The following is an 18,353-nucleotide window of genomic DNA, read 5'->3' as shown; positions in this document are numbered from 1 at the left end:
ATTGTTTTTTAATCTCCGGTTAATCCGGTTTTAATAAAGTAGGAAACCGGCTCCATTTATCTTTGCAAATACAGATATGATAAATGTTATTTGATAAAAAGAAAAACTATGAGACACAATTTATTATTTGCTTTGAGATATTTTCTTCCGCTCTTCTTTAGCGGATTAGTCGTCTTGAATGTTGCTTGTAAGGAAGAGCGTTCGGTCATCAGTGATGATTCTGGGAAAGATGGGGATGGTGACGATGAATATGAGTATGTGGACGACCGTTATGATAATGGGATAAGCTGCGAGGAATATTTGGCCAACTATCGGGGAGTTCCGTTTAAAAAAGATTCGGAAGGAAATAGTTTGTCTGTGATTTCGGGAGTACCCGCTACGATAGAAGCCGAGGACTTTGATGACGGCGGACAGGACATCTCTTTCAACTTTAAAAACAGCACGGCCGGAAACTACAAGGATTATCGTACAGAAAAGGGAGTTGCCATCAGCAAGAGCGGAACGGTCATTAATATAGGTAATATCAATAATGGTGACTGGCTTTGCTATACATTGCAGGTCACTCAGACAGGAGCTTATTCTATTGAAACATATTGTGTGTCGGGTGGCGGAAAGACCAGTTTTTATTTTGAGGTGGACGGTAAATCCGCCGGTCAGATAGTCGATTCGCCGGAAGATGACTGGAGCGTCTTTTCACATTCGGTCAAGGTGACGAATGTGCAGTTGAGTGAAGGAAAGCATGTTTTGAGGTGGTACACTACGGGTAGCATTAATCTGGATAAGTTCGTATTTACACGTACCGGAGAATATACGGGAGATAAAGTGGACGGTGCTCAGTTTGAATATCCCAGATACGGTTATTATGAACATAATCCGTTGTTCGTCGATTTCTCCTCTCAGATGTTTCAGAATTCATTTACGGGAACGCTTTATACAGCCGACCCTTCGGCCCATGTTTGGGCGGACGGAAGACTGTATGTCTATGCTTCACACGACATGGAGCCGACACAGGGATGCGACCGCATGGACAGATACCATGTTTTCTCTACTACGGATATGAAAAACTGGACAGACCATGGAGAGATAATGAACTCGGCTACTGTAAAGGCACATGTAGGTATGGGCATTGACGGCTTTATGTGGGCTCCTGATTGTGCGTATAATAAGGAAGACCAATTGTACTATTTTTATTTCCCTCATAAGATTGACGCGAATACATGGCGTATTTTTGTGGCAACTAGCAAAGAACCTGCCGCGAAGTTCAGGGTGAAAGGAGTGATTGACGGTATTCCTTCTACGATTGACCCTTGCGTATTTGTCGATGACGACGGACAACCTTATATTTATACCAGCGGTGCCGGCAAAGGCTGTTGGGGCGCTAAGTTACGTAAGGATGACTGGACTAAGTTGGATGGAGTAATGACTCCTCTGACCGGTTTTACCGATTTTCATGAAGCTCCTTGGGTGCATAAATATAAAGGTAAGTACTATTTGAGCCATTCGGACAATCATGCGGCCAGCCAGGGCGGTAACCGGATGCAGTATTCTATGTCCAACAATCCTTTAGGCCCGTATACTCCATGTGGTGCATATATGTATCCTCATGGTGAAGAGACAGCGCATGGTTCTATTGTCGAGTATAACGGGCGTTGGTATTCTTTCTACCACACAGCTAATCATTCTGGGAAAGGAGCTTTGCGTTCAGTCTGTGTAGACCCGATTGAATATGACCAGAATAATAAATTAAAGATGGTACAAAACTGGGGAACTCCCCGCAGTGGAAAGGCTGTGGAAGTAAAAATGTCGCCGTCTGTGGTGATTCAGGCAGAGGACTATAATGCGGGCGGTGAACATTATGGGTATCATAAGAATCCGTCGGAAGGCGGAATGAAACAGGAGACACAAAATGGGGTTACATATCTTAAAGGAATGAAGTCCGGCGAATGGGTGCGTTATTCGATTAATGTCAGGGAAGCGGGACGTTATGGCATCACTTGCAGAATGTTCCAAAAACGTTCGGGCGGTAAATTCCGTATTGCCATCAATGGAGTATATAAAACGGGTGAAATTGCTTTGAGCGGTTTTGCCGGTGTATGGAGTGAGACTTTTGTATATCCTGTCGAACTGGAAGCGGGCGAGCAATATATCGACTTCCGTATTAAGGGCGGGGATATTGACATGGACTGGATAAAGTTCGGTGCGGGATACAGCCAGGTGCCCGGTGTCATTCAGGCTGAGGATTTTGACGAAGGACAATATAGTTTCAAGAACGGTTCGTCCGGCAATTTCAAATCTTACAGGAGTGACCAGGGGGTAGCTATCAGTGCAAGTAATAATGTTGTCCATATCAGTAATACTTCCGGTGGCGACTGGATTCAATATACATTCAGCGTTCAGGAGAAGATTTCCAGCGTCAAGGTTCGTGCGGCAGCAGAAAGTGGCGGTAAGTTTGCCCTTTCTTTTGATGGTGGGGCGCAGTTGGATGCCGTATCCACAACTACGGGGAACTGGAATACCTATAATGATTTTACCGTCTCGAATGTGCAATTATCCCCCGGCACTCATACAATGAAAATTCATATACTTAGTGCCTTGAACATCGATTGGTTTGAATTTCGATAAGAAATAGAAAGAAATAAGTATAGTTGAGCTTGTTTGAGAATTAAATAGAGCAAAATATGAGAATACGAAATTTGTTTTTAGGGGGAAGCTTAATCTTCTTCAGCTTCTGTCCGTCTTTGGTTTCAGCGGCTACTGTTGAAAAGATGGTTGTGGGAGTAGCAGAAAAGAAAGATGCATATGTTCATATTATAATGAACGGGCAGAGTTTGTCTACCGGACATCAGTCTTATCCGGTACTTTCTACGGAGAATGTGGAAGGTAATTATATGATTGGTAATCAGATATGGATAAACTATGGAAATTCCCGGGAATATGTGTTTAATCCGCTGACAGGCAATATCGCTTCGAGTTTTCTCACCGGGAAGGATGTAAAGAGCCGTTCGGCAGGAACGATAGCCGAATGTCCGTTATTGGCGGCTGTCAATCATATCCGTTTGAAGCGACCGAAGATGGATAAAATCCTGGCAACTTCGGTAGGCGTCAGTGGTGCCAGTGTGGAAGAATTGTCGAAAGAGTCGGAAATTCGTTCTTATTATAAGGACTTTCTCCGTTCATTGGATTATGGTGTTGAAGTTGCCCGAAGCCAGAATAGCAATCTCTATTGCCCGGTTATTTTTTGGATGCAGGGTGAGTTTAATTATAGTCCGAATAAAGATAAGGGAATGCATGCCGATGTGCCGAATACAACAGACAGGGAAGAATACAAAGCTTTGTTGTTGCAGTTGAAAAACAACATGCAGGATGATATATTGTCACGATACGGACAGAAGAAGAAACCGGTATTTATAACCTATCAGACCGGTGCGCAATATATGCGTGATACGCTTTCCATTTCTATGGCACAACTTGAGGCGGCTAACGAAAATCCGGATATTATCTGTGCGGGCCCCATTTATCCGATGACAGATAGGGGCGGGCATCTTGATGCTAATGGTTATCGTTGGTACGGGGAGATGTTGGGTAAGGTTTATTATCAGACGCAAATCAAAAAGAAGGAATTCAAACCTTTACAACCGGTGGCAATAAAGCGGACAAGCCAGCCCAATCAGATACGTATCAAGTTTCATGTACCTGTGCCGCCTTTGGTGTTTGATGTGAATACATTGCCCAAAATCCGTGATTATGGTTTTGAAGTATATCTGAATGACTATCGGCCGGACAACTGTCAGAAGATAACAAACATAACTATCGAGAAAGATGAAGTTGTACTGACCTGTCAGCAATCTTTGGAAGGAGAGGTTATCATCATGTATGCCGGAACAAGAGCGCATATTGACCAACAGGAGAATGGCAAGAATCATTTGCAGGGACATGGCAATTTGCGGGACAGTGACCCTTATAAAGCTTTTTATACCTATATAGACTTGGATAAAAAAAATGAAGACGGTTCTTTTGTTTATCCGCGTGAGGACTTTGAGACGACTCTCCGTCCTGACTATGAACCTAAAGACGAATCGGGACAAATCATTTATGATAAGGCATATCCGCTGTATAATTTTAGTGTAGGGTTTTATTATAAGTTGCCTGCCGGTTGTATCAAATTTGATACCCTTTGAAACAAAGTTTATAGACGAAGGCAAAGATACCCCCTATCTTTGCCTTCGTCTTATTTTAATTAGGTCTTGTTATTAAATTGAATACTTTGTTGCCATGAAAACAATCCCTTGGATAGAACTATGTAAAGGTGCCCTACTTGCGTTAGCAGCCTTCTGCGGACTGACCTGTTGCCACACAAGCAGCACATTAGATACAGTTGCAGAAAAGTTCCGTCCTGTCTACCATCATACTCCCCTTTACGGCTGGATGAACGATATTAACGGCTTATCTTATCAAGACGGAGAGTATCATATCTATTTTCAATACACCCCCTATGATTCCAGGCAGGGAAATATGTATTGGGGACATTCTGTCAGCAAAGACCTTCTACATTGGGAGTATTTGGTGCCAACTACTCCCCGTGATACGTTGGAACACATCTTTTCCGACGACTTGGAGATATTCAACGCTTCCAAAGTCTTTTGGTATGCATCGGAGAATAAATGGGTGATGATTGTGTCTGACAATAAAGAAATAAGTTTCTATGCTTCCAAAGACAAGAAAGACTGGGATTATATGAGCAGCTTCGGGGAAGGATACGGAGTGCAACCTTGTCTATTGGAGAATCCTGACATGGTGGAACTATCGGTAGATGGAGATACCGGTCGTAAGAAATGGGCTTTGATAGTCAACGTAAATCCGGGCTGTTACTTCGGCGGTAGTGCAACTCAGTATTTTATAGGAGACTTTGACGGGACGAATTTTATTTGTGACAATCAGCCCAATGTCACGAAATGGCTGGATTGGGGAAAAGACCACTATGTTACAGCTTGTTTCTCAAATACAGAAGAACGGACAATTGCCATCCCTTGGATGAATAATTGGCAATATTGCAATATTGTTCCGGCGAAACAATTCTGCAGTGCGAATGCATTGCCACGTGAGTTGGGACTGTACACGCAAGATGACGATATTTATCTTTCTGCTGCTCCGGTAGCGGAAGTAAAGGCGTTGCGGAAAGAAAGTAAGGAGATTCCTGCTTTTGCTGTTACCAAAGATTATCATATTGATTTCTTATTGGCTGATAATGAAGGTTCTTATGAACTGGTATTGGATATAACTTCCGGGAAAGCAGAGATTATGGGATTCAGCCTCTTTAATGATAAAGGTGAAAAGGTTGATATCTATTTCAATCTTCCGGAGAAGAAACTGGTGATGGACCGTACGAAAAGCGGCATTGTAGATTTCGGAAAGAATAGCATACCCCATGAACTGGAAGCTCATGACCGTAGAAAGACGACTTCGATTAATTATATGAATGATTTCGCATTGGCTACATGGGCGCCTATAAGGAAAGAGAATAAATATACTTTGGATATTTTTGTTGATAAATGTTCGGTAGAAGTCTTTCTGAATGGGGGAAAGATAGCTATGACTAACCTCGTTTTTCCGACGGAACCATACAACCGTATGTGTTTCTACAGTAAAGGGGGAGCATTCAATGTTGATTCATTAAAAGTGTATAGATTAGGTTTATAAGTTAGGTTTTGTTGATTAGAATTAGGTGTGGGTAGCTGTCGGATGCGAATCCGGCAGCTACTTTTAGGTATGATATGGCTCGAATATTGTTGGCTATTCATCAATTACTCATTTATTTCAATCGTATATCCCCCTTTGAATACGTCATCCGGCTGTAAATGCTGCATCCAGTCTTTATCTTTGTATTCCCCTGTATAGTGTGCACGGTCGCAACGCCCATACCAGGGTTCGATGCATACGAAAGGAGCATTCTTTGCGGGCGGCGACCAAAGCCCTACTACCGGAGCATCAAAATGCAGGCTTAGATAAGCTCTCTTCTCCTTATTATATAAGGTGACTTTATGAATCTGTTCACCTTCCAATATCAAAGCATCTTTATCAAAGCTATGTATATCAAGTGGCAACAATCCATCCGCCAACTCTAACGCATATTCAGTAGAAGGGTCTGCACATCCCTTTTCAGAGATAAGAATATATTTCAAGTCGTCTTTCTTATCAAATCCGAAGAACCCTCTTTCCGAAGTGGCGGCATCAAAGTCCGGCCAATAGAAAGCAGGATGAGCACCAATCTGAAAATACATTTCTTTGTCACCCGTATTCTTTACTTTCCATATCACTTCAATTTGCTTCCCATGAATACGGTAACCTATTTCCAGACAGAATGGAAACGGATATTTCTGCAACGTCTCTTCATTGCTGGTAAGACGATAACATACTTCGTTTTCTTTTTCAGAAACAAGCGTGAATTCCATGTCGCGGGCAAAACCATGCTGGGTAAGTACATAAGGAATACCTTCATTGCGATACTCATTCTCCCACACACTTCCTACAATAGGGAACAGGACAGGGGAGTGGCGTTTCCAAAATGCAGGATTGGCTTGCCACAGATATTCTTTTCCATTGGCAAAGATACTGCAAAGTTCAGCTCCATGCGGAGATACTTGAATCGTAAGTTGTTCGTTGGATATTGTTTTCATATCATTCATTTTTCAGTTGACTACAATTAGTAGTCAACTCCATTTTAAAAGTTCTTATCATCATACAAAGGTAGCGTTTTCTGTGATTATAGCGTTCTATGCAACATAAATTACAGCCTTTGAAACATTTCTTTCAGTCGATTGACATAAATCAACCGTAATTTGCATCATCGATAAAGAGAAAATTCGTACTTTTAAATTAATAACATTAAACTAATGCTCAGTATTATGAAGAACAAAAAACTTCTTTGCAGCGTTTGTTTCCTGTTTGCTTTCATGTCAGCCCTTTGGGGGCAAAGCATAACGGTGAAGGGAAACGTTACTTCCAAAACGGACGGACAGCCGATTATCGGGGCCTCTGTTATTGAAACTACAGCTACAACCAACGGAACAATTACCGACTTTGACGGTAACTTTACCCTTTCCGTTCCTGCTCATTCAACTTTAAAGATTTCGTATATCGGCTACAAACCCGTGACCGTGAAAGCGGCTGCTTCTATCCGTGTATTATTAGAAGAAGACACACAAATGGTGGACGAAGTCGTCGTGACCGGCTACACCACCCAACGCAAAGCCGATTTGACCGGTGCCGTCTCCGTAGTCAAGGTGGACGATATACAGAAACAAGGTGAGAACAATCCCGTGAAAGCCCTTCAAGGCCGTGTCCCCGGTATGAACATCACTACTGACGGTAACCCGAGTGGTTCCGCTACCGTACGTATCCGCGGTATCGGTACGTTGAATAACAACGACCCTCTTTACATTGTCGACGGAGTGCCTACTAAATCGGGGATGCACGAACTGAACGGAAACGACATCGAATCCATCCAAGTATTGAAAGATGCTGCTTCCGCATCTATCTACGGTTCGCGTGCTGCCAACGGCGTGATTATTATTACTACCAAACAAGGCAAGAAAGGACAGATTAAAGTAAACTTTGACGCTTCCGTTTCGGCTTCTATGTATCAGACCAAGTTAGAAATGATGAATACCGAGCAGTACGGCCGTACCTTGTGGCAGGCTAATGTTAATAGCGGCAAGAATCCGAACGCCAATCCTATCGGTTATAATTATAACTGGGGATACGATAGCAATGGCACTCCGGTACTTCATGGAATGTCATTACCCAAATTCATTGATTCGGAAAATACCATTGCCGTAGGCGATACCGACTGGTTCGACGAAATCACCCGTACCGGATTTATCCAGCAATATAATCTTTCTATCAGCAACGGTACTGAAAGAGGAAACTATTTCTTCTCATTAGGCTATTATAAAAATGACGGTTTGATTAAGTATACAAACTTCGACCGTATCTCTGCCCGTATGAATGCCGACTTTAAGGTAATCGGCGACCTTCTTACCATTGGTGAGAACTTTACCCTGAACCGCACTACTGAAGTGCAGGCACCGGGCAACTTGCTGAGTGATGCCATGATTTCACTTCCGATGATTCCCGTACATACGGTAGACGGAAAAGGATGGGGCGGCCCTAACAAAAGTATGCCCGACCGTCAGAATATTGCCCGCGTGCTGCATGACAATAAAGACAACCGTTACACATACTGGCGTATCTTCGGCAACGCTTATGCCAACCTGCATCCGTTCAAAGGATTCAATATCCGCACCAACTTCGGTTTGGACTATGCACAGAAATATCAACGCAACTTTGTATTACCCTACAAAAACGGCGTTCTGGAAAACAGCACCAATGGCGTGACCATGAAACAGGAACATTTCACCAAATGGATGTGGAATGCCATTGCTACTTACGAACTGGAAGTCGGTAAACATCGCGGAGACGTCATGGGTGGTATGGAGTTGAACCGTGAAGACGACATCGACCTGGCCTCTTATCGTGAAGACTTTGCAGTCATCGACCCCAACTACATGTACCCCAGCGCAGGCACCGGACTGGCGCAAGCCACAGGCGGCGCAGGTGGCTTCTCACTGGTTTCTTTCTTTGGCAAGTTGAACTACTCTTATGATGAGAAATATCTCGCATCATTCACCATTCGTCGTGACGGATCTTCCCGTTTCGGTAAGAACAACAAATATGCGAACTTCCCTTCCGTTTCCGTAGGATGGCGTATCAGCCAGGAGGCTTTCATGGAAAAGACACGGAGCGTAGTGGATGATTTGAAAATCCGTTTTGCATGGGGACAGACCGGTAACCAGGAAATTGAGAACAACGGTCGTTTCTCCCTGTATAACTCCAATTACGGAACAGGCGAACCGCCCACATACGGAACTGCCTATGACATCATCGGCAATAACGGCGGTCTGATCCTTCCTTCCGGTTTCAAACGCGACCAGTTGGCCAATGACGATCTGAAATGGGAGACGACAACGCAGACGAACGTCGGAATCGACTTCACACTCTTCAACCAAAGTCTGTATGGCTCTGCCGAATACTTCTATAAGAAAACAACGGACATACTGCTGAAACCGTCCTACATCGCCGTATTGGGAGAAGGTGGAGCGCATTGGCGAAATGCAGGCTCTATGGAAAACAAAGGTTTCGAAATCAATTTGGGCTATCGTAACAAAACAAGATTCGGACTAAGCTATGACATCAGCGCCAACTTGGGAAGCTATCGTAACAAGGTTCTTTTCGTGCCTGCCGAAGTGGCTTCTACCGGAGATTTTGGTGGTGACGGTGCTATGAATATCATCGGTCATGCCTATCAGATGAGAGCCGGATATATTGCCGACGGCATCTTCAAGACACAGGAAGAAGTGGACAATCATGCCGACCAAACGGGAAAGGGCATTGGCCGTATCCGCTACCGGGATGTAGATGGCAATGGAGTAATCGACCAAAATGACCGTACATGGATTGGTAATCCGAACCCCGACTTTACGTATGGTATCAACATCTATCTGGAATATAAGAATTTTGATTTCACCATGTTCTGGCAAGGTGTACAAGGAGTGGATGTAGTCAATGACGTGAAGAAGAATACAGATTTCTGGTCGGTAGGAGACATGAACGCCAATCGCGGTACACGCCTGCTGAATGCATGGTCGCCATCGAATCCTTCTTCCACGATTCCGGCATTATCTGTTGACGACCTGAATGATGAAAAACGTTTCTCCAGTTACTTTGTGGAAAACGGCTCTTATCTGAAACTTCGTAATTTGCAATTGGGCTACACCCTGCCTGCTGCCATTTCCAAGAAGATTTGCATGGAACGCCTGCGTTTCTACTTCAGTGCACAGAACCTGTTGACTATCAAGAGCAAGAACTTTACCGGCCTCGACCCTGAAGACAAGGATAAAGGTTTTGCTTATCCGATTCCTATGAATCTCACGTTCGGATTCAATATCGGTTTTTAATCAAGTTACTTATCAATAATACATGAAGATATGAAAAAGAGAAAACTATATATATCATTGCTGTTGGCAGCTTCCTTATTGACCACTACCGGTTGTAATGATTTTCTAGACCGGAATCTGCAAGGCTCCCTCACGCAGGAAGAAATCACGACGCCCGAATATGTGGACAATCTCGTTATTGCCGCTTATGCCTATATGGTGACAGGGCAGGACATGAATGCCCCGTTCAGCCTTTGGCCGTATGGAAATGTCCGTTCGGACGACGCATACAAGGGCGGGCTCAACTCCGAAGACGGCTCACACTTCCACTTCCTTGAGATAGGAAAAGGAATCACGACCGACAACTGGGCTTTTGATGATATCTGGTATCGTTTTTATTGCGGTGTCTCCCGTGCAAACGCGGCATTGAATTCACTCAACTCGATTGATGAAGCCAACTATCCTTTGAAACAGGCACGCATCGGAGAAATGCGTTTCCTGCGCGGCCACTATATGTTTATGCTTAAAGAGATGTTCAAGAATATTGTGATTGTGGACGAAACGGTTCCGACAGAACAATACACAAAGATTTCTAACGTGCAATATACCAGTGACGAGCAATGGCAGAAGATTGCCGACGACTTTAAGTTTGCTTTCCAAAACCTGCCGGACACTTGGATACAGGACGGGCAAACCATAAAAGGACGTCCCACCCGTGCCGCAGCTTCCGCCTATCTGGCAAAAACAATGCTTTACAAAGCCTACCGTCAGAATGAAAAGAATGAAGTGACGGAAATTAATGAAGATGACCTGAAAGCCGTATTGGCTTATACGGACGACGCGATAATGAAAGCGGGCGGTTTCAGCCTGGAGCAGGATTACTCCATGAACTTTCTGCCGCAATACGAAAATGGCAGAGAGTCCATCTGGGCAGTTCAATACTCGGAGAATGACGGAACTAAATATGGTAATCTGAACTTTGGCGACCAACTGACTGCTCCGCAGGGAATCGGTTGCTGTGACTTCCACAAGCCGAGCCAAAACCTGGTGAATGCATTCAAGACCAGTGTGGATGGATTTCCTTTGGTCGGTTCTTATGATACCGAAAATTATAACAGTGCAACAGACCCGGTAGATCCCCGCCTGTTCCACACGGTAGCTGTTCCGGGTTTCCCCTATAAGTATAATGAGAAATATACTTTCGATGAAAGTTGGAGCCGCAACAAGACCTTCTATGGTACATATGCGTCGCTGAAAGAAAATGTGGATAAAGACTGTACCTGTCTGAAAAAGGTCGGTGTGTTCTATGCCAACTCGCTGAACCATATCGTGCTACGCTATGCAGATGTGCTGTTGATGCGTGCCGAAGCCTTGATTGAGCTTCACCGTTACCAGGAAGCATTGCCTTTGATTAATGAAGTGCGCAACCGTGCCGCCAAGAGCACAGTATTGATTTTCGACTATAATGCCCGTTTCAAAGTATCTCCGTATGCCGGTTTTGCATCGGAAGAAATAGCTCGCGAAGCATTACAGTGGGAACGCCGTTTGGAATTTGCCATGGAAGGAAGCCGCTTCTTCGACCTGGTACGTTGGGGGATTGCCGATAAAGTAATAAACAACTATTACCGTACCGAGACTGCACGCCGTTCTTATTATGGCGAAGCTGTATTCACGAAGAACAAGAATGAATATCTGCCTATCCCGCAGAAGCAGATAAATTACAGCGGTAACCTGTACAAGCAGAATTATGGCTGGTAATCGTAAGACAGATAAAATCAAATTATTTAAAAACAGAATCACTATGATACAGAAAATATATATGTTATTCTTGTCGGCACTGCTGCTTTTGGCTGCCGGATGCGATGACGATAATACTTCTTCGCTGATACTGGACAATGACGTGTGGATTACCTCTTTCCGGATTGGCGAACAGGCAGGCGAGATAGACCAGGTAGCCAAAACAGTGAAAGTACACGTTCCGGTAGGTACGGATATTACCAATCTTACTCCCGAATTTACCCTTTCAGAAGGAGCGGCTGCCAATTTGAAAAGCGGCACGCCGGTTGATTTCACACTGCCGGTCGTAGTAAGAGTGACGAACGGAAATGTTTTTCTTGACTATACTCTTACCGTAGAATGTGATGAGGCTCGAATCACTGAGTTTAAAGCCGGAGCATATTTGGGCAGCATTGATGAAGCAGGCAAGAAGATTGCCATCTATGTGCCATTGGCTACGGATGTCACAGCCATGTTGGTAAGCGTTCAGGCAAGCGAGGGAGCTACTATCGAACCCGAATCAGGAGACATCATCGACTTTACCAGTCCGGTCGTATTTACCGTGACCAATCGCACCGCTACTGCTGCCTATACCGTTACTGTCGTACCGACCAACGTTAAGTTTACAGGTTTCATCGGCACGGCTGCTTCTGCCGACCAGTTGGAAAGCGATGACGAAAAGGCTGCATGGACTTGGATGAAGAGCACTATCGCAGCGTCAGAGTACATATCTTTCGAAGCCGTAAAGAATGGAAGTGTCGATTTAAGCCGTTACACAGCTATTTGGTGGCATGGAGATTTCCATCCGCATGACAATCTCCCATCTATAGCCGACGACGTTTCTGCTGCCATGCGCTCTTACTTCGAAGGCGGGGGCAGCCTGTTGCTGACACGTTTTGCTACGAAGTATGCAGGTAAATGGGGAATTGCATTGGACGGTAGGGAACCGAATAACTGTTGGGGTAATTCTGTATCGGAAGCCTTTGTGACAGATGCCCCCTGGGGAGTTTCATTCAAAGGACATGAAGACCATCCGTTATTCCGCGGACTGGCATTGAAAGACGGACGTTCGGATGTGGCTTACCTGTTCGATAAAGGATATTATACAACGAACAGTACTGCACAGTGGGTGACGCAAATCAAGGAAGGTTGGGCTGATGCATACTCTACAATGGTAGACTGGAGAGAGAAGACAGGTGGTATCGACCTTGCCGCTTCGGATGGCGATGTAGATGCGGATGAAGACAGAAAGGCGGTGGTAATAGCCGAATTCCCGTCGCGTGATGGCAGCGGTAAAGTAATCTGTATCGGCTCAGGCTCTTACGACTGGTATGGTGAGAACGGAACCAGCGACAACCTGTACCGTCCGAATACGGAGAAGTTAACCAGGAATGCTATCGACTATTTATGTGAATAATATCTATTAAACTATATAAAGACACCATTATTATGAAAACTATGATATTCAGTATATTGTCACTGGGACTTTCCTTATCGTTCGCTGCTTGCGGCGACGATGACAATCCGGTCATCACCGACCGTCAGTTGGAACAGACTACTACCTATTTCACCCGTTCCGAACCGGATAGTTATTTCACCTACTACAAGCCGCAAGTAGGCTATGTAGGTGACCCGATGCCATTCTTCGACCCGGTGAGCAAGGAATTCCGTATCCTTTATCTTCAGGACTGGCGTGACGGTGCGGCTACTTTCCACCCCATTCATTGCGTCGCTACAAAAGATGCGGCTTCTTATATTTCCTTTGGTGAAGCAATCCCCTGCGGAGCATTGACAGAACAAGACCCTGCCATAGGCACCGGCGGTACGATTTATGCCGACGGCACTTATTATACTTTCTACACCGGACATAAGTTCAACTATAAAGGCGACCAAAAGAAAGAAGTGTTGATGCTGGCTACCTCTGCCGATTGCCGCACATGGACTAAAGACCACTCTTTCCGTCTCGAAGCGCCCGAAGGATATAATCCGAATGAATTCCGCGACCCGCATGTGTTCCGTGACGAAGATGCTGGACTCTACCGCATGGTGGTGTCTGCCATTAGAAACGGCAAATCGGTCATCGCTCATTTTACTTCCACCGACTTGCGCAACTGGACTGTGCAGGAGCCTTTCTTCAACAATATATGGGGACGATTCTACGAATGCCCGGATGTATTTAAGATGGGAGACTACTGGTACATGATTTACTCCGACAAAGACGAAACCCGCATGGTGCAATACTTCTTTGCGCCTACACTGGCCGGACTGATGGGATTGCCGGATAACGGTTATCCCGGCTATCTGCCTCGTGAAGGAAAGTTGGAAGGTACTTCATTCTATGCCGGAAAGACGGCAAGCGACGGGAACGACCGTTATCTTTGGGGATGGTGCGCCACTCGTGAAGGGAAAGACAATGCAGCCAATGCCGACTGGGCAGGCGCTTTGGTAGCCCATAAACTGGTACAGAACGCAGATGGCACGTTGAGCCTGGATGTCCCCGCCGCAATTAATGCCAAATATACACAGGCAGTTGTGTGGGAAGAAAAAGCTAGGACAGGAGAGGTGAGTGGGAATGCTTCAGCCTATACCTTGAAAGCAGGGGCTTCCGTTCGCTTCGGACGTTTGCAGGATAATAATAAGATAGAAATGACGGTGAAAGCACCCGAAAACAGTGAAGCCGTATTCGGAGTTTCGTTTGTAGACTGCACCGACCGTAATGTGAAATACAGTCTCTTTATCGAAGCTCGATGGAATATGCTGAAACTTGCCAAAGTAGTGACAGACGAGAAGACCGGAGAAGTGACCGAACGGAAAGACATCACGGAAGTTCCTTTTGAGAAATCCGCCGATGGTATGTACCGCATCAAGATGTACACGGAGCAATCTGTTTGTGTATTATACGTCAACGATGCTTTCGCATTCACCAATCGGGTGTATGATTTGCCTAAGAATCCCTGGTCTGTCTTCTGCTCCGACGGCGAAGTGACCGTATCCGAAATTAAATTGAGTACTTATTGATTGAAAAGTAACATCTTTTACAGCGTTTGAAACAAATGTGATAGGCGCTCTGCTCCATTGCGCCTATCTTTGCACTGTTACAAGAAACGCGATATCCTGAAATAAGTAACAACCTTAATACCATAAAACATGAATGTATTTTTGCCTTTAAAAAAACTTCAGACCCTTCTGATTTGTTTTACGCTTATGACTGTCTCACTCTCTGTCCAAGCGACCGGTTCTTCCTTATCCATCCGGAATTTGGGAGAAGGTTATTGCCTGGTGCGTGTCAACACGAATCAGAAATACCTGCTGTTGCCCGTAGAAGATGCGTCTCCCGATGTACGTATCAATATGATCGTTAATAATAAAGAAGTAAAGAACTTCGATGTCCGGCTGGCTATCAATAAAGTGGATTACTTTGTTCCGGTAGACCTTTCCGACTACTCCGGCCAACTGATTTCTTTCAAATTCAAACTGAACTCGAACGACCCGGTTCGTGTCAACCTTTCACCGGACAACACGGCCTGCTGCAAGGAAATGAAGCTATCCGACACGTTCGATACTTCTAACCGTGAAAAGTTCCGCCCCCTGTACCATTTCTCACCCCTCTACGGATGGATGAACGACCCGAACGGAATGGTATATAAAGACGGTGAATATCACCTGTTCTATCAATACAATCCTTATGGCTCCAAATGGGGGAATATGAACTGGGGACATGCCATCAGCAAAGACCTGGTCAATTGGGAACACCGTCCGGTTGCCATTGCTCCCGATGCTTTCGGAACGATATTCAGCGGCTCGGCAGTAGTAGACCATAACAATACCGCCGGCTTCGGCGCAGGCGCAATCATCGCCATCTATACACAAAACGGCGACCGCCAGGTACAAAGCATCGCTTACAGCACCGACAACGGGCGTTCGTTTACCAAATACGAAAACAACCCCGTCCTGGTTTCCGAAGCCCGCGACTTCCGCGACCCGAAAGTCTTTTGGTACGAAGGAACAAAACGTTGGATTCAAGTGCTTGCCGTAGGACAGGAAATGCAAATTTTCTCTTCTCCGAACTTGAAAGACTGGACATTTGAAAGCAGCTTCGGCGAAGGATACGGCGCCCACGGTAATGTGTGGGAATGTCCCGACCTCTTCGAACTTCCCGTGGAAGGAACAAATGAAAAGAAATGGGTACTGCTTTGCAGTCTCGGTGACGGCCCTTTCGGAGATTCCGCCACTCAATATTTTGTCGGCAGCTTCGACGGAAAGAAATTTGTCTGTGACAACCAGCCGGAAGCTACCAAATGGATGGACTGGGGAAAAGACCATTACGCCACCGTAACCTGGAGCGATGCTCCCGACAACCGCCGTATCGCTATCGCATGGATGAGCAACTGGCAGTATGCCAACGACGTCCCGACTTCCCAATACCGCAGCCCGAACTCCGTTCCCCGCGACTTGAGCCTGTTCTCCATAGACGGTGGGATTTATCTCAAATCCGCCCCTTCTCCCGAACTGTTGAAACTGCGCGACATTTCAAAGAAACGTTCGTTCAAAGTAAGCGGAACACGCACGGTCAAAGAAATGATTCCGGGCAACGAAGGTGCTTACGAAATAGAACTGACCATCAAGAACCAACATGCAGACATTATCGGCTTCCGTCTCTACAATGATAAAGGCGAAGAAGTAGATATGCAATATGACATGAAAGAGAACAAATTCTCTATGGACCGTCGTAAAAGCGGAGATGTCAGCTTCAACGAAAATTTCCCGATGCTGACATGGACGGCTATTGAAAGCGGAAGGAACGAATTGAAACTTCGCCTGTTTGTCGATAAATCAAGTGTAGAAGCCTTTGGAGACGACGGACGTTTTGCGATGACCAACCAGGTATTCCCGTCGGAACCTTACCGCCATATCGACTTTTATAGCAAGGGCGGAGCTTATAAGGTAGATTCGTTTGTGGTTTACCGGTTGAAGCAATAGGCTTCTTCTATTTAATCTATACGCTCTTTTCCCGATTCCCTACGGCAGAGTATATCTACCCTTACGGATTACTACACTTAAGGTAACGGCATACTTCTGTTAAGCCTACGGTATAGTTAGTTTACCATGGCCGTGGTAGCTTCTTCTCACGGCCATGAAGAGAACCTACCACGGACATGAAGAGAATTCGTCACGGCCGTGACAAACTAATAATACCGTAGCTTTCGTCCTATTATAGCGGTATGAAGCAAGAATCGGATAAGCGCTAAACAGGTTTACTCCCGTAGGGGCGGACAAGTTAAGCCCTAAGGATACAGAAATTATATAATAACAGATTCACTTTGTAGCATACGGATAAACAGGTATGTGCAATTTAAGTAAAAGATATAACAATGGAAAACTTAAGTAAAAGATATAATAATGGAAAACAGTAAAAACTCTTCTCTCTCCAAACTTATCCCGGTGATGCTATGCTTCTTCGCCATGGGGTTCGTTGACTTGGTAGGCATTGCTTCCAATTATGTAAAGGCAGACCTCGGTCTGTCAGACTCACAGGCGAATATCTTTCCTTCACTCGTCTTCTTCTGGTTCTTGATTTTCTCCGTACCGACAGGGATGCTGATGAGCCGTATCGGTCAGAAGAAAACCGTATTGCTTAGTTTGCTTGTGACATTCGCTTCGTTACTGTTACCCATTTTCGGTGACAGCTATATGCTGATGCTGATTTCCTTCTCTTTGTTGGGCATCGGAAACGCATTGATGCAGACTTCCCTGAATCCGCTGCTCTCTAACATCGTGAGGGGTGACCGCTTGGCAAGTAGCCTAACTTTCGGTCAATTCGTGAAAGCGATTGCTTCTTTCCTTGCGCCATATATTGCTATGTGGGGAGCGACGCAGGCCATTCCGTCTTTCGACCTGGGCTGGCGCGTTCTTTTCCCGATTTATATGATAGCAGCCGTCGTTGCCATTCTCCTGCTCAACGTCACGCAGATTGAAGAAGAAAAGGAAGAGGGCAAACCGTCTACTTTTGGTCAGTGCTTGGCCTTACTCGGCAAACCGTTCATTCTGCTTTGCTTTATCGGTATCATGTGCCATGTCGGCATCGACGTAGGTACGAACACTACCGCCCCGAAGATTCTGATGGAACGTATCGGCATGGGACTGGACGATGCCGCTTTTGCGACAAGCCTTTATTTTATCTTCCGTACGGCAGGCTGCTTCCTGGGATCTTTCATCTTACGTAAGATGTCTCCGAAATCTTTCTTCGGCATCAGCGTAGTGATGATGTTAATTGCCATGATAGGTTTGTTTATTTTCCATGAAAAAGCAATTATCTATGCTTGCATCGCCTTGATTGGTTTTGGCAACTCTAATGTATTCTCCGTTATCTTCTCGCAAGCATTACTTTATCTGCCGGGTAAGAAAAACGAAGTTTCCGGCTTGATGATTATGGGGCTTTTCGGTGGAACGGTATTCCCGTTGGCGATGGGACTGGCTTCGGACACTTCACTGGGACAGAACGGAGCGATTGCCGTTATGACAATCGGAGTGCTTTATCTGCTGTTCTATACGCTCCGTATCAGAAAATAATTTTATATTTGGGAA

10 protein-coding genes are annotated in these 18,353 nt (G+C 45.2%); 9 read left to right on the top strand and 1 reads right to left on the bottom strand.

Annotation, left to right across the window (positions count from 1 at the left end):
• Positions 1 to 108: 108 nt before the first annotated feature.
• The 3 genes from BacF7301_RS23740 to BacF7301_RS23730 all read left to right on the top strand — a co-directional run bounded on the left by BacF7301_RS23740 (position 109) and on the right by BacF7301_RS23730 (position 5,697).
• A complete protein-coding gene (locus tag BacF7301_RS23740) occupies positions 109 to 2,622 on the top strand; it encodes a carbohydrate-binding protein (protein ID WP_167966688.1) in 2,514 nt (837 codons plus the stop codon).
• A 56-nt stretch (positions 2,623 to 2,678) separates the two neighbouring features.
• Positions 2,679 to 4,178, top strand: a complete 1,500-nt coding sequence (locus BacF7301_RS23735; protein WP_209319477.1) for a hypothetical protein — start codon at positions 2,679 to 2,681, stop codon at positions 4,176 to 4,178.
• Between the two features lie 94 nt (positions 4,179 to 4,272).
• A complete protein-coding gene (locus BacF7301_RS23730) occupies positions 4,273 to 5,697 on the top strand; it encodes a glycoside hydrolase family 32 protein (RefSeq protein ID WP_167966687.1) in 1,425 nt (474 codons plus the stop codon).
• A gap of 104 nt (positions 5,698 to 5,801) precedes the next feature.
• On the opposite strand, the gene BacF7301_RS23725 is transcribed toward BacF7301_RS23730, so the two are convergent.
• A complete protein-coding gene (locus BacF7301_RS23725) occupies positions 5,802 to 6,674 on the bottom strand; it encodes an aldose 1-epimerase family protein (protein ID WP_167966686.1) in 873 nt (290 codons plus the stop codon).
• 228 nt (positions 6,675 to 6,902) lie between these two features.
• Between BacF7301_RS23725 and BacF7301_RS23720 the strand changes: the two genes are divergently transcribed.
• The 6 genes from BacF7301_RS23720 to BacF7301_RS23695 all read left to right on the top strand — a co-directional run bounded on the left by BacF7301_RS23720 (position 6,903) and on the right by BacF7301_RS23695 (position 18,338).
• Positions 6,903 to 10,013 (top strand): SusC/RagA family TonB-linked outer membrane protein, encoded by a 3,111-nt coding sequence (locus BacF7301_RS23720; RefSeq protein ID WP_167966685.1) that lies wholly within the window; start codon positions 6,903 to 6,905, stop codon positions 10,011 to 10,013.
• Between the two features lie 30 nt (positions 10,014 to 10,043).
• Positions 10,044 to 11,750 (top strand): RagB/SusD family nutrient uptake outer membrane protein, encoded by a 1,707-nt coding sequence (locus BacF7301_RS23715; RefSeq protein ID WP_167966684.1) that lies wholly within the window; start codon positions 10,044 to 10,046, stop codon positions 11,748 to 11,750.
• Positions 11,751 to 11,793: 43 nt separating this feature from the next.
• Entirely contained in the window at positions 11,794 to 13,185 is a 1,392-nt protein-coding gene (locus BacF7301_RS23710; protein ID WP_167966683.1) for a DUF4960 domain-containing protein, read from the top strand.
• A gap of 32 nt (positions 13,186 to 13,217) precedes the next feature.
• Complete coding sequence (locus BacF7301_RS23705) at positions 13,218 to 14,786, top strand: glycoside hydrolase family 32 protein (RefSeq protein ID WP_167966682.1); 1,569 nt, start codon at positions 13,218 to 13,220, stop codon at positions 14,784 to 14,786.
• A 129-nt stretch (positions 14,787 to 14,915) separates the two neighbouring features.
• Positions 14,916 to 16,748, top strand: coding sequence for a glycoside hydrolase family 32 protein (locus BacF7301_RS23700; RefSeq protein WP_167966681.1), 1,833 nt, complete (start codon positions 14,916 to 14,918; stop codon positions 16,746 to 16,748).
• 420 nt (positions 16,749 to 17,168) lie between these two features.
• Complete coding sequence (locus BacF7301_RS23695) at positions 17,169 to 18,338, top strand: MFS transporter (protein ID WP_167966680.1); 1,170 nt, start codon at positions 17,169 to 17,171, stop codon at positions 18,336 to 18,338.
• Positions 18,339 to 18,353: the final 15 nt, after the last annotated feature.

It is taken from the genome of Bacteroides faecium (genome assembly GCF_012113595.1).
Taxonomy (GTDB): domain Bacteria; phylum Bacteroidota; class Bacteroidia; order Bacteroidales; family Bacteroidaceae; genus Bacteroides; species Bacteroides faecium.
This window is presented reverse-complemented; position numbering and strand designations above follow the sequence as displayed.